Here is a 24848-nt window from a genome sequence, read left to right on the forward strand (position 1 = left end):
CAATCCGACAGCGCTAGCTACGCGCGGTGCGCTTCGACGACGTCCCAGTCCAGTTCGATTCCCAGCCCCGGCGTATCCGGCACCTCGATGTACCCGTCCTGAATCAGCGGCTCCTCGCGCGCCACCAGGTCGTCCCACCACGGCACGTCACGCGCGTGGAACTCGAGTGCCAGGAAGTTCGGCACGGTTGCGCCGACGTGGACCCCAGCCATCGTCGCGACGGGGCTGCCGATGTTGTGGGGTGCGAGCGTCATGTAGTAGGTGTCGGCGAGTTCGGCGATCTTCTTGGTCTCGGCGATGCCGCCGGTCTTCGGGATGTCGGGGGCGACGAACGAGACGGCTTCTTGTTCGACGAGGTCGCGGAAGCCGTGGCGGCCGTAGCGGTTCTCGCCGGTGAGCAGGGGCTGGTCGACGCTGCGGTTGAGCGTCGCCATCGCGTCGCCGTTCTCCGGCGGGAGGGGGTCTTCGACCCAGGCGAGGTCGTAGGGCTCGAGTGCGTGACAGAGTTTCCGGGCCGCGTCGGAACTGAAGTTCCAGTGGAGGTCGACAGCGACCTCGGCCTCGGCACCGACTTCGTCGGTGACGGCCTCGACGAGGCGGCGTTTGTGCTCAATTTCGGGACTGTCGAAGTGCCGCGAGAGCGTGTCGATGTCCCGACCAGAGGGCACGTCCAGGTCGAACTTGATGATCTCGAAGCCGTCGTCGACGGCGGCGCGGGCGGCGCGAGCGTAGGCCTCGGGCTTGTAGACGCCGTGTTCTTCGCCCTCGTTGAGCGCTGATTCGACCATTCCCTCGCCCGCGTGGCAGTCCGCGTACATCCGGACTTCCTCGCGCATCTTGCCGCCCAGGAGCTGGTAGACCGGCTGGTCGAGGATCTTTCCGGCGGCGTCCCACAGCGCGAGTTCGACGCCGCTGATCGCGATGGTGCCGATACCGTCCTGCGAGCCGCGACCGGAGAGCGCTTCGCGCATGAGGTGGTAGAGCCGTTCGACGTCGAGCGGGTTCTCATCCTCCAGTACGGGTCCGAAGAAGTCGGTAATGACCTCGTGGGCGCCGGGGGAGGGGTAGGCCTCGCCGATGCCGGTGACGCCCGCGTCGGTCTCGACGGTGACGATGGTCCACGGGAAGTTGCCGTCGACGACGACCGTCTCCACGTCGGTGATCGCTGGCGTATCGGTCGACCGGGATGGCGTTCGATCGAAATCCGGCCAGATACTCGTTGCTAACCGCGCCGCAAAGTCTGTATACATGGTATCACGTGGCACCGTTGCGAGCCGAGCGTATCAATCTACTGGTACTGGCGATTTCGTGTAGCTGGCAGCGTCTGCGAAGAATTGTTTGCACCTGTCTCTGTCGCAGTGATCGACGACAACAACGATACCGATGGCAACAACGACAACAACGACGACAACTATTCCCGCTCCGGCAACACCTTCCCCGGATTCAGAATCCCGTTCGGATCCATCGTCTCCTTGACCGACTGCATCAACTCGAGTGCGGCCCCGTGCTCGTCGGCCATGAACTTGCGCTTCCCGATGCCGACCCCGTGCTCGCCGGTGGCAGTTCCACCGAGTTCGATCGCTCGAGTGACGACCCGCTCGTTGAGTTCGTGAGCACGCTCGACCATCTCCTCGTCGTCCGGATCTACCAGTGGTGTGAAGTGCAGGTTGCCGTCGCCCGCGTGGCCCACGCAGGACGTAACGAGGTCGAGGTCGTCGCTGATCTCTTTGACCGCACCGACGATCTCGGGATACGACGAGATCGGTACCACCACGTCGCCGACGAGCGCGATCTCCCACTCCTCGCGGTAACTCCGCGTCGCAAAGAGCTTGTCCCGGCGCGCCTGCCAAATCTCGTCGATGTTCTCCTGTCCTGCTGCCTCCCAGGTGGTCATGCCGTGATCTTCGCAGATCGCCTTCGCGAACGACAGATCCTCCTCGATTCCGTCGTTGTTCGCGTGCAACTCGATGAGCAACGTCGGCTGCTCCGTAAATGGCGCGTCGTCCCGGTAGGCGTTCAGCATCTTCGTCGACAGCTCGTCGATGAACTCGAGTGCACCCGGCACGAGTGCGGAGCCGATGGCGTCGGCGACGGCTCGGGAGGCCGATTCGCGGTCCGGGAAGGTGACGAGGGCCGCCCGACGGTGTTCCGGAATGCCGACGAGGCCGACTGTAACTTCCGTCACGACGCCCAGGGTGCCCTCACTGCCGACGAGCAGGTCTTTCAGGCTGTAGCCCGCAGAGGTCTTGACGACGCCGCGGCCACACTCGACCACGCGGCCGTCGGCGGTGACGACCTCGAGCCGGCGGACGTGATCGCGCGTCTCGCCGTAGCGGACGGCGTTGAAGCCGCTCGCGTTCGTCGCGACCATGCCGCCCATCGTGGCGACTTCGCCACTCGAGATGCCCGGTGCGAACCGGAGTCCGTATGCGGCGAGTTCATCGTTCAGATCGTCGTAGACGACGCCCGCGCCGACGGTCGCCTGCATATCTGCGGGGGAGACGGAGATATCCGTTAGTTCGGCTGTGTTGAGAACGATGCCGCCGTCGACTGGAACGGCGTTGCCCTCGAGTCCGGAGCCGCCGGACCAGGGAGTGACGGGAATCCCTCGGTCGTTGGCCGCGGCGAGAACGGCCGAGACGTCGTCCGTCGAGGCTGCCCAGACGACTGCCTCCGGTAATCGGCCGACGTGGGCGCTCTCGTCGGAGACGTACCGCTTGCGAACGCTCTCCTCGAACCGCACCTGACCGTCGAGAGAGAGTTCTTCGAGGAAGCGACAGGCTGACCCAGACCCGGTTTCGTGTGCCATAGTCACATATGGTGTGTGAACGAGCACAAAACAGCTCCGGTTGCGGAAGGGACCCGCTGGCGCAGAATTGTTGCTCGTCGCGAACACTGGTTCTTTTTAGCCAACACCTGCTGAGTCGGAAGCTACATACGGAGCTGTCCACATTCTTCCCAACAGAGATTCCGATGTACCAGATTGTTATTCCGGTCGACTCGGAGCAAGATCGCGGCACGAAAGCAGCACAGCACGTGATCGACCTCGTTGGTGAGGACGGTCCGATCGATGACCCTGACACTGTCGCTGTATCGATCCTGAACGTGTTCAAGGAGTTCGAAGCGAGGGACGAGGGAATCGCTCGGTCGGAGGACCTCTACGACGAAGACGAGTTCCCTGATTCCGTCCTCGCCGTTCGTGACGAACTGACGGCCGCCGGCATCGAACCGGATCTCGTTCGTCGCCACGGCGATCCGGCCGCTGAGATTATCGACTACGCGAACGACGTTCCGGCCGACGCGATCGTCCTTGCCGGCCGCAAGCGCTCGGCCGTCGGCAAGGCCGTCTTCGGGAGCGTCACGCAGGACGTTATTCTCAACGCAGACCAGGCCGTGACGGTCGTCTAGGTCGAAGTTGAGGCCGAGGATGAAGGATCCGAAAGGTCTGCCTCGGCAAACTCCGAAAGGAGCGCTACCGTGGTCCGCGCCCCTGCGCGGAAGCAGGAGAGTTTGAGGTTCTCGTTCGGCGCGTGGTTACGCTCGTCCTCGTTTGCGTAGGGAATCACGAGACACGGTACGTCCAGATTATCCGCGAAGACGTACGTCGGAACCGACCCGCCGAGTGTCGGCTTCAGAATCGGCTCGGTGCCCCACCCGTCGCGCGTCGCTCGCATTGCCGGCTCGACGACTGGACTGTCAGCCGGCGTTCGCTGCGGTGCCATCGCGGCGACGCGAGAGAGTTCGATTTCGACGCCCGCCGGCACGTGTGCCTCAGCGTAGTCGACGAGCGCCTCGTAGATCGCGTCCGGGTCCTGGTCGGCGACCAGTCGGAAGTCGATCTTCGCGCTCGCTTTCGATGGGAGTACCGTCTTCATCCCGTCGCCGTGGTAGCCCGCGTCGAGCCCCGCGACGTTGAGGTTCGGACGCGTGAGCAACCGCTCGACGTAGTTCTCGTCCGCGTCGGTTTCGAACGCGTCGAGTGCGAGTTCGTCCCGGATCTCGTCCTCGTCGACCGGAATCTCCGCGACGATTTCCTGACCACGATCGGTTAGCGGCCGCACGTCGTCGTAGAATCCGTCGAGGGTCACGCGCCCGTCGTCCTCGAGTGAGGCGAGCAGGTCCGTGAGCGCGGCGGCCGGGTTCGGCACCGGGCCGCCGAAGTTGCCCGAGTGGAGATCCTGGTTCGCCCCGCGCAGTTCGAGATCGACGTACAGGAGCCCGCGCGCGCCGAGCAGGACGTGGGGTCGACCCGAGGAGTCGATCGGCCCATCTGCGACGACGGCAACGTCGCAGGCAAGTTCGTCCCGGTGCTCGCGAACGAGCCACTCGAGATGCTCGCTGCCGCTTTCCTCTTCGCCCTCGATCAGAAGGACGACGTTCGCGGGGAGACCAGTGGTCTCGCGCAGCGCGCGGACGGCACAGACGTGGGCGAACCACTGGCCCTTGTTGTCGCCCGCGCCGCGGGCGTAGAGGCGCTGCTCGCCGTCGGGTCCCTCGCGGACGGTCGGCTCGAACGGCGGTGAGTCCCACTCCTCGGGTGTCGCGGGCTGGACGTCGTAGTGGCCGTAGAGGAGGATGGTCGGTGCGTCCTGGCTGTTATCGTCATCGTCAGCCGCTTCTTCTCGCGCCTCCCCGCCACGGTTGGCCGCCGCATGCGCGATGACCGCCGGCTGTCCCGGCGTCTTCACGGTCTCTGCCTCGTCGAAGCCGTACTCGAGACACAGCTCCTGGACCATCGAGGCGCACTCCGTGACACCCTCGTCGGTCGCGCTGATCGAGGGCTGGGCGAGCAACGACTCGAGATCGGTGCGGAACGTTTCGTCGCGTGTTTCGAGCACCTCTCGTGGGTCTGTCGTCTCCGTCGAGTCGGTCACGAACGGAACCCCTCGTGTGATGATCGCGGTTGCTTGTGTGGCATGCTGTCTGGACTCACGATTCGTGTCCGGATACAAAGCTCTACTGACGACGTCAGTCCGTGCTGTCGTCGCGCAGTCGAGCAACGAAGAACGGGTCGTCGGCGCGCCGGCCGCGGTCGTACTCGTGCGGGTACGCACGTGGCTCGATCACGACGGCGTCACCGATCGCGAGTTCGTCGTATGGGGCATCGACCTCGGCGAGCACTCGCGGCTCCTCCTCGAGTGCCACGAGTCCGACGACGAGTTCGTCGGGGAACCCGTCGGCGGTCGCGTGCTGGCGGGTAACCGAGTACAGGGTTCCCCGTCCCGGCGAGCCGGCCCAGTCGACGGCTGTCGAGTAACAGTGCGGACAGCTCGGTGCTGGTGGGAAAAAGTACTCGCCACACTCCTCGCAGTGGGGAACGACGAATCGTCCGTCGGCGAGTGCCTCCCAGAACGGGTCGGTAAACGCGGTTTCGGTCATCGTTACGAACCCCTCGCTCTCTCGAAGACGGTGGCAGTCGCACCGTTGACGTGGCCGTGCTCTGCGGTCGTCATGACGTGCTCGGCGTCTGCAATCTGCGTCGAGGCCGTTCCCCTGAGCTGGCGGACGGCCTCGACGTAGTTGTACAGCGGCGTCACCATCGGCGGGTGGCCCCGGCCGAGACAGCCGCCGGAGGGACTGATCGGAAACGCGCCGTCGGGTTGCGTTCGGCCGTCGAGACACGCTGTGACGCCCTCACCGCGGTCGACCAGTCCGAGTTCCTCGGTGATGATCGCCTCGATGTGCGGAAACGGCGCGTACGGCTCGTAGATGTCCATCTCATCGGGCTCCAGCCCGGCTTCCTCGCTCGCGGTCCGGGCTGCTCGCCGAACCGCTGGGAGTTCGGTGATCGGTTCGCCGTGGGTCTGCAGGAAGTGACTCGCCGCGTGGTGGCTGCCGACTCCGGCGATTGTGACCGGTGGTTCCCTCCCGTCCTCAGATTCCGCGTTCGTCTCCCCACCGTCGTCGGCCGTCACCACCAGCGCCGCCGCCCCATCACACGGTGCCGGGCAGTCGTACAGCCGAATCGGCTCCGCGATCGGACGGGACTCGAGTACCGCCTCCCGATCGACCCCGTCGCTGAACAAGGTGTCCGGATCGTCGGCCGCGTTCTCGCGGTTCTTCACGACGATGTCGGCGAAATCGTCGCGGTCGATATCGTGTTCGTAGCAGTATCGCTGCATGCTCTGGGCGTAGGCACCCGGTACCGACAGCCCGATCGGTGATTCGAACTCTGCGTCAAACGTGCTGAGGATGTACTCGAAGTAGGGGCCGGTCGTCTCGACGATCGAACTACGCTCAGCGGCGAGGACGACCGCCGTATCGACGACGCCGTGTCGAACGTCGTGGACGGCGGTCTGGAACGCGTTCGCGCTACTCGAGCCGCCGGTCGAGACCTCGAGAGTTCGGTCGGGTTCGATACCGAGTCTGTGGACGAGCGTGGTCGAGACGAACTTCTGCTCCGCCCACGGTCGTGGCGCTGGCATGTAGAGCCCATCGATCGCTGCGGGCGACAGTCCCGCATCCGCCAGCACGTCACGGACGACAGTCAAGGCGAGTTCTCGTTCGGGACTCGAGTGCGTCCCGTTCGGGAGGAGTCCGATACCGGTTACCTGTGCTGTGCGTGAACGTCCCATGCAATGGCTGTCTGTTACGAGTGCAGTACTATACGTCTAGGTGTCGGCTGCGTGGGTGTGCAGGGCCGACGGTTCGGATGGGATGGATGGTGCGGATAGAACGGGGGTGGGAAGGGATAGGATGGATGATGCAGACGAGATGGAGGGTACGATAGGATGGCACGCATACTGGCTAGCAACTACAGCTCCAGCGAGAANGGGAAGGGATAGGATGGATGATGCAGACGAGATGGAGGGTACGATAGGATGGCACGCATACTGGCTAGCAACTACAGCTCCAGCGAGAACAGCCAGTTCAGCGCGAACGCGATGACTGCGAGGAGCAACAGGCCAGCGAGGAACGCGAAGGAGGCGCCCCAGCCGAAGCCGTCGGCGACGAGACCGACGATGACCGAGCCGAGCGAGGCCGTGATGACGTAGACGGTCCGGACGAGCCCGAAGCCCGTTCCGCGCTCCTCGTCCCCGAGCGCGTCGAGAAATCGCGGCAGCAGCGACGCCTCGAAGCTCATTCCGATTCCGAGGAGAAGCACGCCCACTGCAGCACTGACGAGACCGGGCCCGGCGACGAGCAGCCAGAGGCCGATCGCACCGAGGAGGAGACAGCCGGCTGTCGCCCGGTCGCGTCCGAACCGGTCTGAGACCGCCCCGACTCCGACCTGTGCGATTCCCTGCGCGACGAAGTACGCCGAGAAGCCGGTCGCCGCGACGGTCGGCGAGTACTCGCGGTGTTCAATGAGAAAGACCGGCAGGAACGACGCCGCGCCCTGCCAGACAAACTCGCCGACGATGGCGACGAACAGCGTGAACGCGATGACGGGCCGCGAGAGGATCTCGAGGAGCGACGCCAGGTCGAATTGGTCGCGCATCGACTGCTCCGGCCGCCGTGGCTCGGTCGGGCTGACGAACAGCGCGAACAGCGCGAACGCCGGAACCCCGACGACAGCGGTGGTGACGATCGCTGCCCGCCAGCCGTAGGTGACGCCAACCCAGGCGACGATCAGCGGCGCGACCAGGCCGGCGATCGTCGCCCCCGAGTTGTGGATGCCAATCGCGGTGCCGACGTTGTCGTGAATCCGCGACAGCAGCGTCGTCGCAACGCTGTAGTGCAACCCCGCGACTGCGCCGAGGATCACCGTCGCGACGACGAAGATGCTGAAGACGGGAGCCACGGCGATGAGCACGCTCGCGACCGCAGTTCCGCCGAGTGCAACGAGGATGACAACTCGCTCACCGTACCGATCGCCGAGGACGCCGCTCGGGAACTGCGACAGCCCGTAGGCGAGCCACATCCCCGTCAGTGCCACGCCGATGACGGCGTTCGACACGCCGAACTCCTCCGTGATCGACGGCACGACCGGGCTGATCGCGACCCGGCCGTACATCGTCACGAAAAACGCGAGCGTACACAGGGCAAGCACCGTCTCTCGATATCGCCAGCGCATCATCGTACTCCGACCGGTCGACCCAACAGTCGTCCGCTCGCACCCCGCCTACATCTCGACTCGGTGGAGTTCGAGAGGGGTGTACTCGAGTCGACTCGCTCTGCGTGATACTCATCCGTCGATACCAAGAATGTAGGGGATTCTGAGACGACGTTGAACGAGAATCGGAATCGTTCATACGGCGAACGAAAATGGTATGTTGGTGTTCGAACGATAGTGTTCTATGTGTGCATCCACCAAGGAACGCGATCATATTGTGGTTGTCGGTGCCGGCGTCGCCGGCTGTCACGCCGCCAGAAACCTCGCCGTCGACCACGAGGTCACGGTACTGGACCGAAGCGGTATCGCGGCCGAAGCGACGGGCCTCTCTGCGGGGATCATCGCCCCGACGCTCTTCTACAGCGACGCGCCCGCCGTCGCTCGGTACGCAAACGACTTCTTCCGCGAGTTCGACGGTTCGCACGGCTTTTCGTTCACGAAACGGGATCGGATCGACGTGATGACCGAGGCTGAGGCGGCAGAGGCGCAGGAGCTCGCCGCCCGACTGTCGGACGAGGGGTTCCCAGTTGCGTACCGGGACTCGAGTGTGGTCACGGAGCACTACCCGCAGTTCAACCTCGAGGCGTTTGCGGGCGCAGTGGTGTACGAGGATACCGGTTGGGTCGATCCGTACACGTACACGACGGCGCTCCAAAGTGCGGCACGTGAGCGAGGTGCGACGTTCGATCTGGGTGCGGAAGTAACTGATCTGGTGATCGACGATGGCGATGTGTCCGGTGTCGAAACGGCGTCCGAAACTATCGATGCGGACGCGGTCGTGGTCGCGGCCGGCTGGCGAACGAGTAGTCTGTTGCCCGATGGTGTCGACGTTCAGATTCGCCCGTACCGGACGCAGGTCGTCGTCCTCGAACCCGAGGAGCCGCTCTCGAGGGAGTTCCCGCTCGGACGCGTCGGGAGCGAACACGTCTACTTCCGCCCGGAGCACAACGGCGACCTGTTGATCGGCGGCGGCCACTACCCGATCGACGATCCGGCGTCGTACACGACGGACGTCGACGAGTCGTTCCGGCTCGACATCGCTGATTTCGTCCCCGAGTTCGTCGACGGCTTCGACGATGCCGGCTTTGTCAACGGCTGGGCGGGGATCGATACCGCGTCGCCGGATACGCGCCCGATTATCGACACGCCGCGGGATGCGCCCGACGGCCTGCTCGTCGCAACCGGGTTCAACGGGCTCGGGATCATGACCTCGCCGGTCGTCGGCCCGACGGTTCGTGAGCGGCTGACGGGCGAATCGGCGTCGTTTTCGACCGACCTGTTCGCGGCGGACCGCTTTGCGGATGTCTCCGAGTCGTTCGAGTACGTTTCGACCTCGGACGTATAGCGTATCGAATCTGTAGAACGAGTCTGCGGCGCGTTTTCGTACGTTCGTACTCAGCTCCGTCTGTCGCCAGTTTTCGAGAGCGCAATCGCGAGGATAGCGCCCGCTGCGGGGAAGACGGCGAGGATGACGAACGTCTGCCAGACGGAGCCGATCGAGAGGAGGAAGCCAGCGATCGCCGCGCCGGCAGCGCCGATGCCGAAGACTCCCAGATACGTGTAGCCGTAGGAGAGGCCACGTTCTCCGGGCGGGCTGTACTCCGCGATGGTCGCCTGGTACATCGGCTGCAGGGAGAACAGCAGGAAGCCAAGCAGCGCGCTGACGAGTAAGAGCGTCGCCAGCCCGGCCTGTGCGGCGGGCACGAACAGGACGGCGACGACGGTGAGCGAGGCGAAGATGACGGCGAGTCCGGTCTCGGTCCGAATGCGGTCGGTGAGTTTCCCGCCGACGTACTGGCCGGCCATGCCGACCATCAAGAGCCCGGCGTAGAGATAGGATGCAGGATTGAACTCCTCTGCCATGGGACTATCTGGATCGAACAGTTGTAACTGCTGGGCGATGTCGGGCATGAAGTCGCTCAGTACGTCCGGCAGGAACGTCAGGGTGCCGCGATAGAACAGCCCGTTCATCATCACGACCGCGATGGCGACGGTGAAGCCGAGCGTGAACAGCGCGCGACTGTCCGCGACGAATCGTGAGAGCGTCATCTGTCCCTCGGCGTTCTCGTCGATGTCTCCGCCATCGGTTTCGGCCTGCACGGCCGCTCGCTCGTCGAAGCTCGCCGTCAAGGCGTATGCAATCGCGATACCCGCGGGGATGACGAGCAGCGCGGTAACGAGTCGCCAGTCGAAGAACAACAGGAGAACCGCCGTTAGCAACGGCCCGAAGGCGATACCGAAGTTACCAGCCATCCCGTGATAGGCGAAGCCGGTCCCGCGCTGTTCGACGCCAGTCGAAATCAGTGAAAGCCCTGCTGGATGGTAAATGCTCGCTGCAACACCCCACAGACAGAGTGCGATCGTGATCGTGACGATTCCCTGTGCAGCACTCAACAGGAGGAACGAGGCACCCATTCCGGCCAGACAGGCCAACACGAGTTCGCGTGATCCAAAGCGATCGACGAGAATGCCCGCGGGCAACGCCCCGAGCCCGAACAACCCGTACCCAACTGCGACGACGGTGCCGAGAATCGCCGTACTCACGCTGAACTCCGCGAGCCAGATCACCATCAGGATCGGAATCGAGAGCTCGTACGTGTGGACGACCGCGTGGGAAATCATCGCAAACCCCGTGATCGATTTATCGTTGTCGTTCATCCGACCGGACTGCGCCGTGCTCATTGACAGTTCACACACGAACCCCCTCCGTCATAACGATTGCTACCTGTGTGTACCAGGGACGAAGTTTTTCCGTGTTGTAGAATCCTGTCCTTGATTGGGGTGTGGTGGCTGAACAAAGTTAAAATAGTCTCCGTTCGATGTCTCTCCTGACGCACTGTGACTGGCTCATCCTCCACTGTCGATGGCAGTCTCGAACTGCGTACAGTGAGAGCCGCGATTGCCATGTTACGTACACTCCCGTACTCGAGTAATGACTGACCACAACCCAGATTCCGAGAGCGAGATGGATAGCGTCCCACCGAAGGAACAGCCGAGTGAGCCCCTCCGAACCGACGGCGGGAACGACGACAGCGATACTGGAAGCACGATCGATATCCGCGAACTCGAGTCGCTCGCCGATGTCCGCGATGTCTTCCCCATTCTCGTCGAGCTCCGCGATCATCTCGATGAGGAGCAGTACCTAGAACAGTACGTCGAGATGGCCGGAGACGGCTACACGATGTTCGCTTGCGACGTTGACGGTGAGGCCGTCGCGGTCGCCGGCGTCAAGATCACGACCAACTTCTACCTCGGTCGCCACGCCTACGTCTACGACCTCGTGACAACCGAGGCAGAACGGTCGAACGGCTACGGCCGCCGGCTACTCGAGTACGTCCACGAGTGGGCGGCCGACCACGGCTGTGAGGCGGTCGAACTCGAGTCGGGGCTGTGGCGAGACGAGGCCCACGCCTTCTACGAGGACCTGGGCTACGAGAAGTACTGTTACTCGTTTACATACGACCTCTCCTGATTGGACGGGCCAGGTCCGTTCGAGTATCCTGTTCTGGGGCCGACTCCGTTTGAGCACCCTGTTCCGGGATGTCCTACTCGCGTACCCGAACTGTTATGTTTGATATTGCTGTGTGTTCACGCATGTCAATTAAGTGTGTAGCTCACTCTACGAACCTGCCGGCTGGCCGTCGGTGCCAGCTCCGTCCCGCTCGCGTCGTTGACCGACGGACCGTGCCTGCCCGCCGAAAGCGGAGGGAGCAGCCGTGAAGATCACCGGCTACGAGTGCGTCGAACTGACGGGGACACTCGAGGGCTACGACGATGCGCGAACGTTCTACGAGGAGCGGCTGGCGATTCCACTCGACATCTACGACGAGTTCCGCTCGATCGGCGCGGAGTACCTGATGGGGACGGACGACGTGATGACGCCCTACGTCGACGAGGAGCGAGACGAGATCCGCGTCACGCAGACGTTCCTTCGGCTCACGACCGATGCAGGAATCGAGGGTGTCGCGGGGCCGATCGACCGCGAGTGGGCTCGTCTGGTCGATTCCGTCGCCGGCCTGCTGGTCGGTCGGGACGCACTCGCAACCGAGAAGCTCTGGGATCTCATGTACCGAAACGAGATCCACGGCCGAAAGGGCAAGACGATGAAGGCGATCAGCGCAATCGACTGTGCGCTCTGGGACCTGAAGGGGAAGTACTACGACGAGCCGGTCTACCGGCTGCTCGGCGGGCCGACACGGACGGAGATACCCGCCTACGCCTCGATGCTGGGCTACTCGGTCGATCCCGCCGACGTTCGCGAGCGCGCGACGACAATGAAGGCGGCCGGTTACGACGCCCAGAAGTGGTTCTTCCGACACGGTCCCGGCTCCGGTGCGGACGGGCTGGAACAGAACCTCGAACTCGCCGAGGCAGCACGCAATGCGGTCGGCGACGGCTACGACCTCATGTTCGACTGCTGGATGAGCTGGACTCGCAGCTACGCCGAGCGGGCGATTCCGAAGCTCGCTGACTACGACCCGCGCTGGATCGAGGAACCAGTCCACCCCGACCGACTCGACCAGCTCGCGCGCCTCCGCGAAACCTCCCCCGTCCCCATTGCGGGCGGCGAACACGAGTACACCCGCTGGGGTATCCACCAGCTCCTCCAGCGCGAGGCCCTCGACGTCGTCCAGGCCGACACGTTCTGGGCCGGTGGCATCACGGAGCTTCAGCGGATCTGCACGCTCGGTTCCGTCCACGACGTACCCGTGATTCCCCACGGCCACTCCGTCTCGGCGAACTTGCATCTCACCGCCGCACAGTCGCCCGACGTCTCGCCGGTACTCGAGTACCTCGTAAAGTGGAACGAGGGGTTCCAGTTCTTCCTGGAGGAGCCGCCAGAGCCCGAGGATGGGGTGATTTCGCTCGACGACCGACCGGGGTTGGGGATCGTGATCGACGAGTCGGTGGTGGCGTCGCGGACGCAGGTTTGTTCGTTCTCGTAGGCGGTTTCGCTGTTTCGTTGCTCGTTTCGCCGTCGTCCCCGTCAGCGTCCTGCTGAAATCACCGCGGTCGTCGCTGTTAGCAGCCAGCCGGAATCTCCGCGGGGGAAAGAGATTAGGTAACAGTCGACAATGCGCCGGTAGATGCCTCCCGAGATCACGCGCATCGAGTCCGTCGAGTTCGGCTACGAGTTACCGGATGTCGGCTACGCGCCGAACGGCTTCAGTATCGTCTACGAGCCCGGAACGACCACGGAGCGGAAACTGTTCGCGCTTCGCGTCGAAACCGACGCTGGGGTCACTGGTGAGTACGTCGGCGGCAACTCGCCCGCCGCCGCACAGCTCAACATGGTTGCCGACTACCTCGTCGGGAAGAACCCGCTCGACCGCGAACAACACTGGAGCGCGCTCAAGCGCGCACTCCGGAAGTACGACTGGATGGGTATGGGACCGATCGACATCGCCCTCTGGGACTTCGCTGGCAAGTACCGCGACGCGCCGGTTCACGAACTGCTCGGCACCTACCGGCGATCGTTCCCCAGCTACGCCTCGACCTATCAGGGCGACCGTAACGGCGGTCTCGACTCCCCCGAAGCGTACGCCGACTTCGCCGAGGACTGCCTCGAGATGGGGTATCAGGGCTTCAAAATCCACGACTGGGGCGGCGACTGGACCGACGCCGAGGAGTCGGCCGAGACGGTCCGCGAAGTCGGCCGCCGCGTCGGCGACGAGATGGACCTGATGATCGACCCTGCCTGCAACCCGGTCACGTTCGCGGACGCGCTGAAAATCGGAAAAGCCTGTGACGAAATGGACTACCTCTGGTACGAAGATCCCTACCGGGACGGCGGCATCTCCCAGCACGGCCACCGCAAGCTTCGCGAGCAACTCGAGACGCCGCTGTTGCAGACCGAGCACGTTCGTGGTCTCGAGCCCCACACTGATTTCATCGCGGCGGACGCGACGGACTTCGTCCGCGCGGATCCGGAGTACGACGGCGGTATCACGGGTGCGATGAAAATCGCTCGCGTCGCGGAGGGCTTCGGACTGGACGTGGAGTACCACGCGCCGGGGCCGGCTCAGCGACACTGTCTGGCGGCGACGCGCAACAGCAACTACTACGAGGTTGCGCTGGTCCATCCCGACTGTCCGAACACCCAGCCGCCGGTGTACGCCGACGACTACTCGGACATGCTCGATACGGTCGACGAGGACGGCCACGTCCAGGTTCCGGAGGGGCCGGGCCTCGGCGTCGAGTACGACTGGGACGAGATTTACGACCGTGAGATTGGCCGCCGGACCTACGAGTGACCTGGTCGAAACTGAGCGTGACTATCAACGCGACAATGAACACGAATACGCACCGACGGCGAACGGACAGAGACACCACTAACCAGCGTACAGAGGCACCACCAACCAACGTACAGAGATACGTCCCATCAACGTGCAGAGACGTCACCCCCACCAACCCGCAGGATCACGGAGGGCTCGCTGCCGATGACTGGTGATGCCGCCAGTAGCGATCTTGCAGCACAGCTCACCTCGGAGAACGCACTCGGAATGTGGGTCTCGATTGGCCATCCCGCGATCGTCGAAGCGGCTGCCAGCGCGGGATTCGACTTCGTGCTGATCGACACCGAACACACGGCGATGAGTCTCGAGACCGTCGCATCGCTCGCGCGAGCGGCGACGGCTGCGTCGGACGACCTCTCGGTTGTCGTCCGGCCGGCCTGGAACGATCCGGTCCGAATCAAGCGCATTCTCGACATTGGTGTCGACGGAATCATGGTGCCGATGATCGACGACGCCGGGGACGCACGGGAACTCGTCCAGGCGACGCGCTACCCGCCCGACGGCGACCGCGGCGTCGCATCGGGTCGCGCAGCGGACTACGGGGAGAACTTCGTCGAGTACGTCGAATCCGGCCACCGCTCGCTGTGTGTTATCGGCCAGATCGAGACCGAAGCGGGCGTCGAGAACGCCGAGGAAATCGCCGCAGTCGACGGCCTCGACGCGCTGTTCGTCGGCCCGGCGGATCTCTCGGCGTCGCTCGACGTCTTCTACGACTGGGACGCGCCAGAACTGGAGACAGCGATGACCTCCGTCATCGAAACGGCGAACGATGCGGGGCTCGTGGTCGGCACGCTTTCGGTCCGTGCAGACGATGTCGACAGAGCTGTCGAACGCGGTTTCGACTGGCAGATCGCGGGTAAGGACATGACGAGTCTCATCGAAACGGGACGGGACGTGTGTGCGGCCTACGAGGAGAGTCTGGAACGACACGGTGGGCGCTGACTCGCGTCTCGCTCTTCTCGCTCTTCTCGTTCGCTATTTGCACTCGTCCGCTACTCGTACTCGATCCGCTCTCTTTCTCTGTACTCTAAACAGGTTCCCACTATTGGGCCGATGTGATGAAATCGGTATGCATAACAACGCTTATGGCTGCTATTGACTACCACTCAACTATCCAGCCTCATCCATGAGCAAAGTGACCAGTATGCACGACGCCGTCGCGACAGCCGTCGACGACGGAGATAGTCTCTACCTCGCGGGATTCACTCACCTCATCCCGTTCGCCGCGGGGCACGAAATCATTAGACAGGGCCGTACGGACCTCGAACTCATCCGCGCTACGCCGGACCTGATCTACGATCAACTGATCGCCGCCGGCTGTGCGCGAAAGGTAACCTTCTCCTGGGCAGGCAACCCCGGTGTCGGTAGCCTCCCCGCGTTCCGGCGCGCAGCCGAAGAGGGGTATCCCACGGAAATCGAACTCGAGGAGTACACGCACTTCGGGATGATTGCGGCACTCGAGGCCGGCGCATCGAACCTGCCGTTCATGCCACTTCGGGGGTTCATCGGTTCGGATCTGCCCGACCACAACGACAACATCGCGCGGGTCGAGAGTCCGTTTGGGGACGACTACGTTTACGCGGTCGCTCCGATCGAACCCGACGTTGCGGTCGTTCGCGCCCAGCGAGCGGACGAGAACGGCAACGCCCACCTCTGGGGGATCCAGGGCGAGGTCAAACTCGCCGCGCTGGCAGCGGACACGGTGATCCTCTCCGTCGAGGAGCAGTGTTCCGAGGAGACGATCCGGAGCGATCCGAACCGGACCGTCATCACGGCCGACGAGGTCGACCACGTCGTCGTCGAGCCCTACGGCTCGCACCCCTCCTACGCGCAGGGCTACTACGGTCGGGACAACGAGGCGTACCTCTCGTGGGCTGAGACCGCGGCCGATCGCGATACGGTCGAGGAATGGCTCGACGAGTGGGTCTACGGCGTCGACGACAGACGCGAGTACGTCGAACAGCTTGGCACCGAACGCATCTTCGACCTCGAACCGGAGACGGCCTACGCGACGCCGGTCAATATGGGTGAGTACCGATGACGACGGACGAGACGGAGACCACTACTGAAACCGACACCGAACGCGCATACACGAACAGCGAACTGATGGTCGTCGCCGCAGCGCGGGAACTCGAGTCCGACGATTCCGTGCTCGTCGGAATCGGGAAGCCGAATCTCGCCTGCAACGTGGCGAAGCGGACGCACGCACCAGAACTGCGGATGGTCTACGAGTCGGGGACGATCGGCTCGAACCCGAAGACGCCGCCGCTGTCGATCGGCGATCCGGGACTCGCCGCCGGCGCGCTCTCGATCGAACCGATGCGCAACGGGTTCAACTACTACCTGCAGGCCGGCCGCCTCGACGTTGGCTTCCTCGGTGGGGCACAGATCGACCGGTACGGAAACATCAACTCGACGGTTATCGGCGATTACGACGATCCGATCGTTCGGTTGCCTGGAAGCGGTGGGGCCTGCGAAATCGCCTGCCACGTCAATCGAACGATGATCATCACGCCGCACACGGAACGCCGGTTCCCCGAGGAAGTGGACTTCATCACGAGCCCGGGCTACGTCGGCGGCCGCGAGGGCCGAGCAGAACTCGGACTCGACGGCGGCCCGGAGGCGGTGATCACTGATCTTGGCGTGTATCGATTCAACGACGACGGTGAACTGTACGTTGACTCGCTCCACCCGTCCGCAACTCGCGACGAGATCCAGTCGAAGACCGGGTGGGAGATCGAGTTCGCCGACGACCTGCAGCAAACGGCTGAGCCCACCGACGAGGAACTCCGCCTTATTCGCGAGGAGCTCGATCCGGAGGAACTCTACACCGACCAGGCAGAGTAGTCGCTGTCTCTCCGTCCGTCCCTTCCCACCCGTTCCAATCCCACTCTCGGACGCAACTCTACCCCAACTCTCGAACTCGAGCTCCCTCCGACCCGGGAAGGACCGGACAGTGATCGACATGTTCGACACTTAATGATCAGGTTCCGACTTTTTCGGCTATACCTCACACACCGGTCGAAAATAATGAAGGTATGACAAAAACGTTAGGTACTCCCTCGCAAAATGGAGTGGTATGCCAACGACACTCGTGACTGGTGCGTCCCGCGGAATCGGCCGTGGGATCGCCGAGCGATTCGCCAGGGATGGATACGACGTTGCCGTCAACTACTACAGCAGCGAGGACGCCGCTACCGCGGTCGTCGACACGATCCGCGATGAAACGGACAGCGACGCCGTCGCCCTGCAGGCTGACGTGGGCGACCCTGAAGCGGTCACTGGCCTCGTCGACGCAACGGTCGACCGATTCGGCGGCATCGACCACGTCGTCAACAACGCGGGAATCAACCAGCACAAACACACCCCCGAACTGTCCGCCGAGGAGTTCAGTCAGATACTCGAGGTCAACGCAACCAGCGCCTTCTCCGTGACGAAGTCTGCACGGGAGCACCTACTCGAGTCCACCGTGCCCGAAGGCCCGTCCGTCATCAATCTCTCCTCGCGACTCGCCCACGCGGGGGCGGCGTACGAACCGCACTACGCGACGGCGAAGGCGGGAATCATCGCGCTGACGAAGAGCCACGCGAGCGAGTTCGCACCGGATATTCGAGTGAACGCGATCGCACCGGGGTACATCGAGACGGATATGACGGATCAGACGAACACGGACGCAGACAAGCGCGAGCGCCGCGAGCAGATACCCCTCGAAAAGCTCGGGCAGCCGTCGGAAATCGGGCAGGCGGCGGCGTTCCTCCGGGATGCGACGTTCGTGACGGGTGAGACGGTGAACGTCAACGGCGGGCAACGGATGCAGTGACTTGTTGTTCTATCGCTGTTCCATCGCCGTTCTATGCCGTTCTATGCCGTTCTATCGCGGCGACTCGAGCGACGGAGCACATGTCGGACAACGGAGCACAGTTGTTGATAGGTACTGACCGAGATTGTAACTGTAACACATGGACACTGAATTAGATCGCCGATCTGATCCGCAGTCGGATTCGGAGACGCCGTCAACCGTCACCATCATCGGTGCCGGTTCGATGGGTCACGGCTTCGTCGTCCAGTTCCTGCGGTCGGGACTGTCCGTCAGGCTGGTCGACCACCGCGAATCGAACCTCGAGCGGGCACGAGAGCGAGCCCGAAACGCCGCGAATTTTCTGGCCGAACAGGACCTCGCCGCACTCGAGCCGGCCGCCGTCGAAGGGGACGTAACGTACACGATTGACCGCGCTCGTGCTGTCGCCGACGCTGACGTGGTACTCGAGACGATCTCTGAAGACCTCGACGCCAAGCGCGAGCTATTCAGTGCGCTCGCAGACGAAGCCGACGGGGATGCGTTGCTGGCGTCGAATACGTCGGGCCTGCCGATCACCGACATCGCCGCCGGTGCGCCGGACGCGGCAGCCCGAATTATCGGCTGTCACTGGTGGTATCCGCCGTATCTGCTCCGTCCGGTCGAGGTTATTCCGGGGGAGCAGACGAGCGAGCGAACGGTCGAGCGGCTCCGGTCGTTCCTCGCGGCTGTCGACCGCGACCCGATTATGGTCGAGCGTGACGTGCCAGGCTTCGTCTGGAACCGCGTGCAGCACGCCGTTATCCGGGAGTGTCTCCATATCGTCGAGGAAGGGATCGCCTCCGCTGAAGACGTGAATCGTGCGATTCGGGACGGCTACGCGACCCGGACGGCTGCGATCGGGCCACTCGAGACGGTCGACATCGCGGGACTCGAGTTGTTCCAGACGAGTGCGAACGACATCTATCCCGACCTGACGGATCGAGACGATGCGAACCCGCTGTACGGCGAGCGAATCGACGAGGGTCGGACGGGGATCGAAGCCGGTGCGGGATTCTTTGACTACGACCGCGAGCCGGACGAGATTACGGGCCGCCGAGACGAGCGAGTTGCGGCGATTCGGCGAGCACTCGGCGCTTTCGGAGATGGTTCAGACGCAACAAGGGACACGGACACTTCTGTAGCCGACTTTGGCGGCGATCCTACAGAACCAGGACAGCCGGAATAACGCTGAGGAGAGTACTATGGCGTTACAGTGCTATGGAAGAACTACTGGGACACTACTCGTCGGCAACCGACTCGAGTAGCGCCTGGCGATCGATCTTGTCGCTCTGGGTCATCGGCAGTTCGTCGCGGAACTCGTAGCGGCGCGGGCGCTTGTAGGATTCGATGGCGTCGGACGCTGTGAAGTGCGATTCGAGTTTGTCAGCCGTCAGCGACTCGTCGCCGGGAACGACGAAGGCGGTCACGACCGCGCCCCACTCCTCGTCGGGGACGCCGACGACTGCGCCGGCGGTGACATCGGAGTGGTCGTGGAGTACGTCCTCAACTTCCGCCGGATAGATGTTCTCGCCGCCGGAGACGATCATGTCGTCCTTCCGGTCGACGAAGTAGAGGAAGTCGTCCTCGTCGCGTCGTCCCAGGTCGCCGGTCCGGTACCAGCCGTCGACGATCGCGTCCGCCGTCGCCTCGGGGTTGCGCCAGTACTCGCGCATACAACTCGGTGTCTTCACGAGGAGTTCGCCGACCTCGTTGCTCGGCAGTACGGCGTCGGGTTCCGGGTTTTCGGGGTCCACAACCCGAACCTCGGCCTTCGGCACCGCACGGCCGATACTCCCCAATTTGTCGTCGTGAAACTCGGGGAACAGCACCGTCCCGAAGACGATTTCGGTCGTCCCGTAGGCGTTGACGAATTCACAGCCCGGCACGTGCTCGCGACAGCGCCGGGCGACGACTTCCGGCATCGCCGCACCGGAGTACTGGAGCATTCGGAGGTGGGAAATGTCACGGCCCGAAATCGACTCGTCGTCGACGAGCGCGCGATAGTGCGTCGGCACTCCCCACATCGCGGTGATCCCTTCGGACTCGATCCACTCGAGTGTCGTTCCCGGATCGAACTCCTGCTGGACGACCGTGGTCGCGCCCATCGAGAGCCCCGGCAGGATGTTACAGAGCAGCGGCCCGACGTGGTACATCGGGCCGAGCGCGAGGTTGACATCGGTCGGTCGGAAGCGGTTGTACGGCAGGCTGGCGTACGTGGCCTCGACGACGTTGCGATGGGTGTGGAGGACGCCCTTCGGCTGGCCGGTCGTGCCGGAGGTATAGAGGAGTAGTGCCGGATCGGACTCGTCGATACTGACGTGATACTCGCGGCCGGACTCGAGTACCTCGGGCGCGGCATCCTGCCCGAGCGAACTGTACGCGTGATCTGCGAGTGAGTCGTCGGTGCGAACGCCGATCAGCGTCGAGGGGCGGTCCTCGGCGGCGACTTCGGCGACGGTTCCCTGGCAGTGGGTATCGAAGACGAGGCCTGCAGATTCGGCGTGGTCGAGGACGTACGCCAGTCGCTCAGGAGCCATGCGAGAGGAGATAGGGTTGAAAACGAGTCCGGCGTGAGCGCAGGCGAACATGAGTTCGAGGAATTCGACGGAGTCCACGAGTATCGCCGTGAGGTGGTCGCCGGGTTCGAATCCGAGTTCTCGGAGGCCGACGGCGACGCGTTTAGCGCCATCGTCGAGGTCGGCAAACGAGCGAGTAACGTCTCGGTCCGGATCGCGGATCGCGGTCTGGTCGGGATACTTCGCGGCGGCCTGGCTAAGCACGTCGCTCCCGGTGGGCTGGCTCATATGCCGGCTATCGAAGGGGACCGTAATAATGGTAGTGACTGTCACCCATTTTCTCGTCACCCTCGTATCGCGCATCTCACGTGTCTCCCATGCCTCCCTCTCGTTTCATCCATTGCGTTTCGCTCGTCGTTTGCTGACAGCACCGTGTCTGCCCCAGCCCCGAGAGTTATGGTCTCCGGCGCGAACTGTGCAGACGATCAGCCGACCGCGTGAGCACTGATAGCATGACAGGGCACTTCGAGCTAACCGAGGCACACCACGAGCACCGCGAGGAAGTACGACAGTTCTGCGAGGCGGAGATCGATCCGCACGTCGAAACACACGAATCCGAGGGGACGTTCCCGTTCGAAATCGTCGAGAAAGTCGGCGAAGCCGGCTTCAATGGCGTCCAGTACGGCACGGAGTACAACGGCCTCGGCCTCGACTACCGGTCGTACGCGGTCACGATCGAGGAACTCGCCCGAAGCTGGAAGTTTCTCGCCGGCACCGCCTCCATCTGCGGGAGCCTCGTCGGCTATCCGATCCACGAGTTCGGCGCGGAGTGGCAGCGCGAGGAGTGGCTCGGCTCTATCTGTGCCGGCGACTGGATTCCCGCACTCTCGCTGACCGAACCTGATGCAGGTAGCGACGCGGCGGCACTCGAGACCACCGCCGCACGCGACGGGGACGAGTACGTGATCGACGGCCACAAGGTCTGGACCACGAACGGAGAGGTCGCTGATTTCGTCGTCGTTGCCGCTCGAACTGGCGACGAGGATGAGGGGGCTGGCGGCGTCAGTCTCATCGGCGTGCCGAATCCACAGGAGCGAGACGGCTTCGAGGTCGTCCGCGATATTCCATCGATGGAGGGTGAGGCGGCAATCGAGAGCGAAATCAAGTACGACGGCCTTCGCGTGCCCGTCGAGAACGTCATCGGCGAGGAAGGCCGCGGCTTCCGGTACGTGATGGAGGGGCTCGACATCGGTCGGATCGGCACCGCCGCGCAAGGCGTCGGCGTCGCGCAGGCTGCCTTCGAGGCCAGCCGCGATTTCGCGGACGAGCGCGAGCAGTTCGGTCAGCCGATCCGGGAGTTCCAGGGCGTCTCGTTCAAGCTGGCGGATATGGCGACGGAGGTGCAGGCCTCACGACTCCTGACACTCCAGGCGGCTGCCAAACGCGACCAGGGCGAGCGCGTCACCCAGGAAGCTGCGATGGCGAAGGCGAAAGCGACCGACGTGGCGATGGATGCTGCCACCGAGGCCGTCCAGATTCACGGCTCGCGGGGATACTCCAAGGACCGGCCGATCGAACGGTACATGCGCGTCGCGAAGGGTATGCAAATCTACGAGGGAACGAACGAGATCAACCGGCTTGTCGTTGCCAACCAGTTGTACGAGTAATACTCTTGGCAGACACCTCGAGTCTCGAGCGACCGCCTTGCCCCGAGCGCCAACTGTTATATGATACCCACTCACACGTCGGATATGGCCGAGCTGATAGACCTGACTGCACCGATCACCGAGGAGATGGCGAACCACCCGAGTCACGGCCGGAGCCCGGTCTTTCTCACGGGGACACGACTGAACCACGACGACGCGGAAGACCTCTGGCGTGGCAAGGGCGTCGAGGACCTCTCGCTGATCAACGGCTTCGTTCTCTTGGCCGAACACAACGGCACGCACATCGACGCACCGTTTCACCTTCACCCAGAGGGGTCGACCACTGAGGAAATCGCACTCGAGGAGTGCTACGGATCTGCTGTCTGGCTCGACGTCTCGGACGCCGGCGCGAAGGGTGAAATCGGACCGGAGCTACTCGAGCGTGCGGCCGCTGACGCCGGGGTTGAGGTCCAACCGGGTGACTCAGTCTTGCTCTACACTGGCTGGGACTCGTACCTGCCAGACGACGAGGAGACGTACCTCGAGGAGCACCCGGGTCTGTCAGCGGCGGGTGCGGAGTGGTTGCTCGAGCGCTCGGTTAGCGTCGTTGGCATCGACTGCGGCAACGTCGACGTGGCAGGTGACGTATCGTTCCCCGCACACCGCGTGCTACTTCGGGATGGCGCACCGGAGGAGTACGTCCTCGTCGTCGAACACCTCCGCGGCGTCGACGAGATTCCTGCCCACCGGTTTACGTTCAACGCGGCACCGCTCCCACTCGAGGGCGCGACGGCGAGTCCGATTCGGGCGTTTGCCGTCGTAGACGACTAACGACTCGTCGCGTTCGGCACGAACGCCGAGGTTTCGTTGCACTCCAGTTTTAAGATACCCGACCCGCTAGAGTGGGTATGGAACAACGGGAACTTGCGAGTATCGGCGTGCTCGGAATCCTCGCCGAAGAAGACCGAGCATCGGTCGAAACGGTTCACGAGCGACTGCAGCACAACTTCGGTCGGTACTGGGGTGCGAGTACCGGCATCCTCGTCCCCACGATCGATCACCTCGAGGAGGAAGGCCACGTCGAACTGACGGCCAGTACGCCAGTTGCGACGTACAAACTGACCGATTCGGGCCACGATCGGTTGCAGTCTCTGCTCACTGAGCCGGTCGAAGACGTTTCGCATCCGTCCTTCCGTCCGCATCTCATGCTCAAACTCGGCTTTTTACATCATCTTCCGACCGACCGACAGCGCGACGAACTCAATCAGTTCAAAGACCAACTGCACACCGCCCGCGAGGCCCTGCTCGATATCGACGAGACGCACGAAACCGCCGTCGAGGACCGTGAATCAGTCGGATACCGGCGTGATCTCATCGATCTCCGTGTTCGGATTATCGACGCGTTCCTCGCGTGGCTCGATGTCGTTGAGCCGCCACGCTAAACCGAGACCGAGACCGAGACCGATCACCGGTCGCAGTTTTCACGCGTTCGCCCGTACTCGAGTACCCTAATACAGTCGTTCGTACACATCATATTCCCATCCATTCGAAGATATTTAAAATAAATGCCACTATTCTTATTGTTGTTCTGTGAGGTATCCCGTACAGTGTCAGTAGATTGATTTTATACGTATATCTTGTGGCCACTACGAACCGGCTATTCTGCCGTTCAAGCTGCGGTGTTTGATTGATCGAACACCCTCATTCACCTGTTCTACTCTGAATATATCTATTACCAACTTCTGATGTACTCTGTACTTCGATAGCTATACATACGAATTTCCGATCCTGCTTGGCACTACCAATCACCGTTAATTATATAGTCTCCTTCATTATTGGATAGTAATGTGATCAAACAGTGTGAAATAACAGCATTGTTTGGTTACTAAACTGTCGAAACGGTACGCGCGGTCTGCGTAGTCACAACAATCGCTTAGACAATACTATCCAATGACAGACACACGAGAACAACTGACCGCCGTCCTGCTTACGGCCCTCATGGTGCTTTCGCTCGTCGCGATCGCTGGCACCGGGCTGGCAGGAAGCGCCGCGGCAACGGAGTACAGTGACGCCCAATCAGCAGTCGATGCCGACGAACCGGCGTCGATCGATGCCGAACTCGAAGAAGCGAGTGGGACAGAACAGGTATACATCGTCCTCGATCAGTACGATGGCCAACTGAGTGACGATCGCGAGCGCGCGATCGCTCAGTTGCAGGAGCACGCTGAGGTGTCGCAGGCGGCTGCGACGGAGGACATCGACGCCCTCGCCGGTGTCGACGTAGTCAACACCTACTGGATCACGAACGCGATCCGTGCCGAGGTCGACACTACTGCAGTCGACACGGCCGAACTCGCGACCATCGACGGTGCAGAGACGATTCAGCTCCGTCCGGAGTACGAGGTGCCGGAACCGGAGCCATCCGTCGAGCCAGCCGTCGAACCTGACGAAGACGACTACACCTACGGTCTCGACCAGATCAACGCCTCCGAGACC

General features: G+C 63.0%; 22 protein-coding genes. 14 read left to right on the forward strand and 8 right to left on the reverse strand.

Features of this window, described 5'->3' with window-relative positions:
- Window positions 1–17: 17 nt before the first annotated feature.
- Both C483_RS08490 and C483_RS08495 read right to left on the reverse strand, forming a co-directional pair.
- Window positions 18–1250, reverse strand: coding sequence for a mandelate racemase/muconate lactonizing enzyme family protein (locus C483_RS08490; RefSeq protein ID WP_006652944.1), 1233 nt, complete (start codon window positions 1248–1250; stop codon window positions 18–20).
- A gap of 161 nt (window positions 1251–1411) precedes the next feature.
- The gene (locus tag C483_RS08495; RefSeq protein WP_006652945.1) at window positions 1412–2809 is read right to left on the reverse strand and encodes an FAD-binding oxidoreductase; all 1398 of its coding nucleotides are present in this window, start codon (window positions 2807–2809) and stop codon (window positions 1412–1414) included.
- 164 nt (window positions 2810–2973) lie between these two features.
- On the opposite strand from C483_RS08495, the gene C483_RS08500 reads away from it, so the two are divergent.
- On the forward strand, window positions 2974–3408 hold the full coding sequence (locus tag C483_RS08500; RefSeq protein WP_006652946.1) for a universal stress protein: 435 nt from the start codon (window positions 2974–2976) through the stop codon (window positions 3406–3408).
- Here the strand turns inward: C483_RS08500 and C483_RS08505 are convergent.
- The 4 genes from C483_RS08505 to C483_RS08520 all read right to left on the reverse strand — a co-directional run bounded on the left by C483_RS08505 (window position 3405) and on the right by C483_RS08520 (window position 8020).
- Complete coding sequence (locus tag C483_RS08505) at window positions 3405–4874, reverse strand: M20/M25/M40 family metallo-hydrolase (protein ID WP_006652947.1); 1470 nt, start codon at window positions 4872–4874, stop codon at window positions 3405–3407. The two genes, C483_RS08500 and C483_RS08505, sit on opposite strands and share 4 nt — an antisense overlap.
- A 94-nt stretch (window positions 4875–4968) precedes the next feature.
- On the reverse strand, window positions 4969–5379 hold the full coding sequence (locus tag C483_RS08510; protein WP_006652948.1) for a Zn-ribbon domain-containing OB-fold protein: 411 nt from the start codon (window positions 5377–5379) through the stop codon (window positions 4969–4971).
- 2 nt (window positions 5380–5381) lie between these two features.
- The gene (locus tag C483_RS08515) at window positions 5382–6575 is read right to left on the reverse strand and encodes a thiolase family protein (RefSeq protein WP_006652949.1); all 1194 of its coding nucleotides are present in this window, start codon (window positions 6573–6575) and stop codon (window positions 5382–5384) included.
- Between the two features lie 269 nt (window positions 6576–6844).
- Complete coding sequence (locus tag C483_RS08520) at window positions 6845–8020, reverse strand: MFS transporter (RefSeq protein ID WP_083860414.1); 1176 nt, start codon at window positions 8018–8020, stop codon at window positions 6845–6847.
- A 220-nt stretch (window positions 8021–8240) separates the two neighbouring features.
- On the opposite strand from C483_RS08520, the gene C483_RS08525 reads away from it, so the two are divergent.
- On the forward strand, window positions 8241–9401 hold the full coding sequence (locus C483_RS08525) for an NAD(P)/FAD-dependent oxidoreductase (RefSeq protein ID WP_006652951.1): 1161 nt from the start codon (window positions 8241–8243) through the stop codon (window positions 9399–9401).
- 50 nt (window positions 9402–9451) lie between these two features.
- Here the strand turns inward: C483_RS08525 and C483_RS08530 are convergent, their stop codons facing one another.
- Window positions 9452–10738, reverse strand: coding sequence for an MFS transporter (locus tag C483_RS08530; protein WP_006652952.1), 1287 nt, complete (start codon window positions 10736–10738; stop codon window positions 9452–9454).
- A gap of 250 nt (window positions 10739–10988) precedes the next feature.
- On the opposite strand from C483_RS08530, the gene C483_RS08535 reads away from it, so the two are divergent.
- From C483_RS08535 to C483_RS08570, 8 genes are all read left to right on the forward strand, one after another.
- On the forward strand, window positions 10989–11528 hold the full coding sequence (locus C483_RS08535) for a GNAT family N-acetyltransferase (protein WP_006652953.1): 540 nt from the start codon (window positions 10989–10991) through the stop codon (window positions 11526–11528).
- A 244-nt stretch (window positions 11529–11772) separates the two neighbouring features.
- The gene (locus C483_RS08540) at window positions 11773–13002 is read left to right on the forward strand and encodes an enolase C-terminal domain-like protein (protein WP_006652954.1); all 1230 of its coding nucleotides are present in this window, start codon (window positions 11773–11775) and stop codon (window positions 13000–13002) included.
- 141 nt (window positions 13003–13143) lie between these two features.
- A complete protein-coding gene (locus C483_RS08545) occupies window positions 13144–14310 on the forward strand; it encodes an enolase C-terminal domain-like protein (protein ID WP_006652955.1) in 1167 nt (388 codons plus the stop codon).
- Between the two features lie 186 nt (window positions 14311–14496).
- Window positions 14497–15294 carry an HpcH/HpaI aldolase family protein gene (locus C483_RS08550; protein ID WP_006652956.1) on the forward strand — a complete coding sequence of 266 codons (798 nt, stop codon included), beginning with the start codon at window positions 14497–14499 and terminating at the stop codon, window positions 15292–15294.
- A 184-nt stretch (window positions 15295–15478) separates the two neighbouring features.
- Window positions 15479–16393 carry a CoA transferase subunit A gene (locus C483_RS08555; RefSeq protein WP_241431488.1) on the forward strand — a complete coding sequence of 305 codons (915 nt, stop codon included), beginning with the start codon at window positions 15479–15481 and terminating at the stop codon, window positions 16391–16393.
- Window positions 16390–17199, forward strand: a complete 810-nt coding sequence (locus tag C483_RS08560; protein WP_006652958.1) for a CoA-transferase subunit beta — start codon at window positions 16390–16392, stop codon at window positions 17197–17199. The genes C483_RS08555 and C483_RS08560 overlap by 4 nt, the downstream gene beginning before the upstream one ends.
- A 232-nt stretch (window positions 17200–17431) precedes the next feature.
- A complete protein-coding gene (locus tag C483_RS08565) occupies window positions 17432–18172 on the forward strand; it encodes an SDR family NAD(P)-dependent oxidoreductase (protein ID WP_006652959.1) in 741 nt (246 codons plus the stop codon).
- Window positions 18173–18311: 139 nt separating this feature from the next.
- On the forward strand, window positions 18312–19376 hold the full coding sequence (locus tag C483_RS08570; protein ID WP_006652960.1) for a 3-hydroxyacyl-CoA dehydrogenase family protein: 1065 nt from the start codon (window positions 18312–18314) through the stop codon (window positions 19374–19376).
- Between the two features lie 52 nt (window positions 19377–19428).
- Here C483_RS08570 and C483_RS08575 read toward each other — a convergent pair whose 3' ends face one another.
- Window positions 19429–20994: a class I adenylate-forming enzyme family protein gene (locus tag C483_RS08575; protein ID WP_006652961.1), complete on the reverse strand. Its 1566-nt coding sequence runs from the start codon at window positions 20992–20994 to the stop codon at window positions 19429–19431.
- Between the two features lie 224 nt (window positions 20995–21218).
- Here C483_RS08575 and C483_RS08580 point away from each other — a divergent pair, with 224 nt between their 5' ends.
- From C483_RS08580 to C483_RS08595, 4 genes are all read left to right on the forward strand, one after another.
- The gene (locus C483_RS08580; protein WP_006652962.1) at window positions 21219–22373 is read left to right on the forward strand and encodes an acyl-CoA dehydrogenase family protein; all 1155 of its coding nucleotides are present in this window, start codon (window positions 21219–21221) and stop codon (window positions 22371–22373) included.
- A gap of 84 nt (window positions 22374–22457) precedes the next feature.
- Entirely contained in the window at window positions 22458–23183 is a 726-nt protein-coding gene (locus C483_RS08585) for a cyclase family protein (protein ID WP_006652963.1), read from the forward strand.
- 77 nt (window positions 23184–23260) lie between these two features.
- On the forward strand, window positions 23261–23794 hold the full coding sequence (locus C483_RS08590) for a helix-turn-helix transcriptional regulator (protein ID WP_006652964.1): 534 nt from the start codon (window positions 23261–23263) through the stop codon (window positions 23792–23794).
- A gap of 508 nt (window positions 23795–24302) precedes the next feature.
- On the forward strand, window positions 24303–24848 hold a 546-nt coding region (locus C483_RS08595; protein ID WP_006652965.1), incomplete at its 3' end, for a surface glycoprotein.

The organism is Natrialba hulunbeirensis JCM 10989 (genome assembly GCF_000337575.1).
GTDB lineage: Archaea > Halobacteriota > Halobacteria > Halobacteriales > Natrialbaceae > Natrialba > Natrialba hulunbeirensis.

What these genes read in the sequence shown, in the direction of transcription:
- C483_RS08565 (WP_006652959.1), top strand. Translation starts at nt 17,432, where the DNA reads ATGCCAACGACACTCGTGACTGGTGCGTCCCGCGGAATCGGCCGTGGG.
- C483_RS08520 (WP_083860414.1), bottom strand. Translation starts at nt 8,020, where the DNA reads ATGATGCGCTGGCGATATCGAGAGACGGTGCTTGCCCTGTGTACGCTC.
- C483_RS08500 (WP_006652946.1), top strand. Translation starts at nt 2,974, where the DNA reads ATGTACCAGATTGTTATTCCGGTCGACTCGGAGCAAGATCGCGGCACG.
- C483_RS08490 (WP_006652944.1), bottom strand. Translation starts at nt 1,250, where the DNA reads ATGTATACAGACTTTGCGGCGCGGTTAGCAACGAGTATCTGGCCGGAT.
- C483_RS08535 (WP_006652953.1), top strand. Translation starts at nt 10,989, where the DNA reads ATGACTGACCACAACCCAGATTCCGAGAGCGAGATGGATAGCGTCCCA.
- C483_RS08575 (WP_006652961.1), bottom strand. Translation starts at nt 20,994, where the DNA reads ATGAGCCAGCCCACCGGGAGCGACGTGCTTAGCCAGGCCGCCGCGAAG.
- C483_RS08585 (WP_006652963.1), top strand. Translation starts at nt 22,458, where the DNA reads ATGGCCGAGCTGATAGACCTGACTGCACCGATCACCGAGGAGATGGCG.
- C483_RS08590 (WP_006652964.1), top strand. Translation starts at nt 23,261, where the DNA reads ATGGAACAACGGGAACTTGCGAGTATCGGCGTGCTCGGAATCCTCGCC.
- C483_RS08530 (WP_006652952.1), bottom strand. Translation starts at nt 10,738, where the DNA reads ATGAGCACGGCGCAGTCCGGTCGGATGAACGACAACGATAAATCGATC.
- C483_RS08550 (WP_006652956.1), top strand. Translation starts at nt 14,497, where the DNA reads ATGACTGGTGATGCCGCCAGTAGCGATCTTGCAGCACAGCTCACCTCG.
- C483_RS08555 (WP_241431488.1), top strand. Translation starts at nt 15,479, where the DNA reads ATGAGCAAAGTGACCAGTATGCACGACGCCGTCGCGACAGCCGTCGAC.
- C483_RS08495 (WP_006652945.1), bottom strand. Translation starts at nt 2,809, where the DNA reads ATGGCACACGAAACCGGGTCTGGGTCAGCCTGTCGCTTCCTCGAAGAA.
- C483_RS08580 (WP_006652962.1), top strand. Translation starts at nt 21,219, where the DNA reads ATGACAGGGCACTTCGAGCTAACCGAGGCACACCACGAGCACCGCGAG.
- C483_RS08560 (WP_006652958.1), top strand. Translation starts at nt 16,390, where the DNA reads ATGACGACGGACGAGACGGAGACCACTACTGAAACCGACACCGAACGC.
- C483_RS08570 (WP_006652960.1), top strand. Translation starts at nt 18,312, where the DNA reads ATGGACACTGAATTAGATCGCCGATCTGATCCGCAGTCGGATTCGGAG.
- C483_RS08515 (WP_006652949.1), bottom strand. Translation starts at nt 6,575, where the DNA reads ATGGGACGTTCACGCACAGCACAGGTAACCGGTATCGGACTCCTCCCG.
- C483_RS08525 (WP_006652951.1), top strand. Translation starts at nt 8,241, where the DNA reads ATGTGTGCATCCACCAAGGAACGCGATCATATTGTGGTTGTCGGTGCC.
- C483_RS08545 (WP_006652955.1), top strand. Translation starts at nt 13,144, where the DNA reads ATGCCTCCCGAGATCACGCGCATCGAGTCCGTCGAGTTCGGCTACGAG.
- C483_RS08510 (WP_006652948.1), bottom strand. Translation starts at nt 5,379, where the DNA reads ATGACCGAAACCGCGTTTACCGACCCGTTCTGGGAGGCACTCGCCGAC.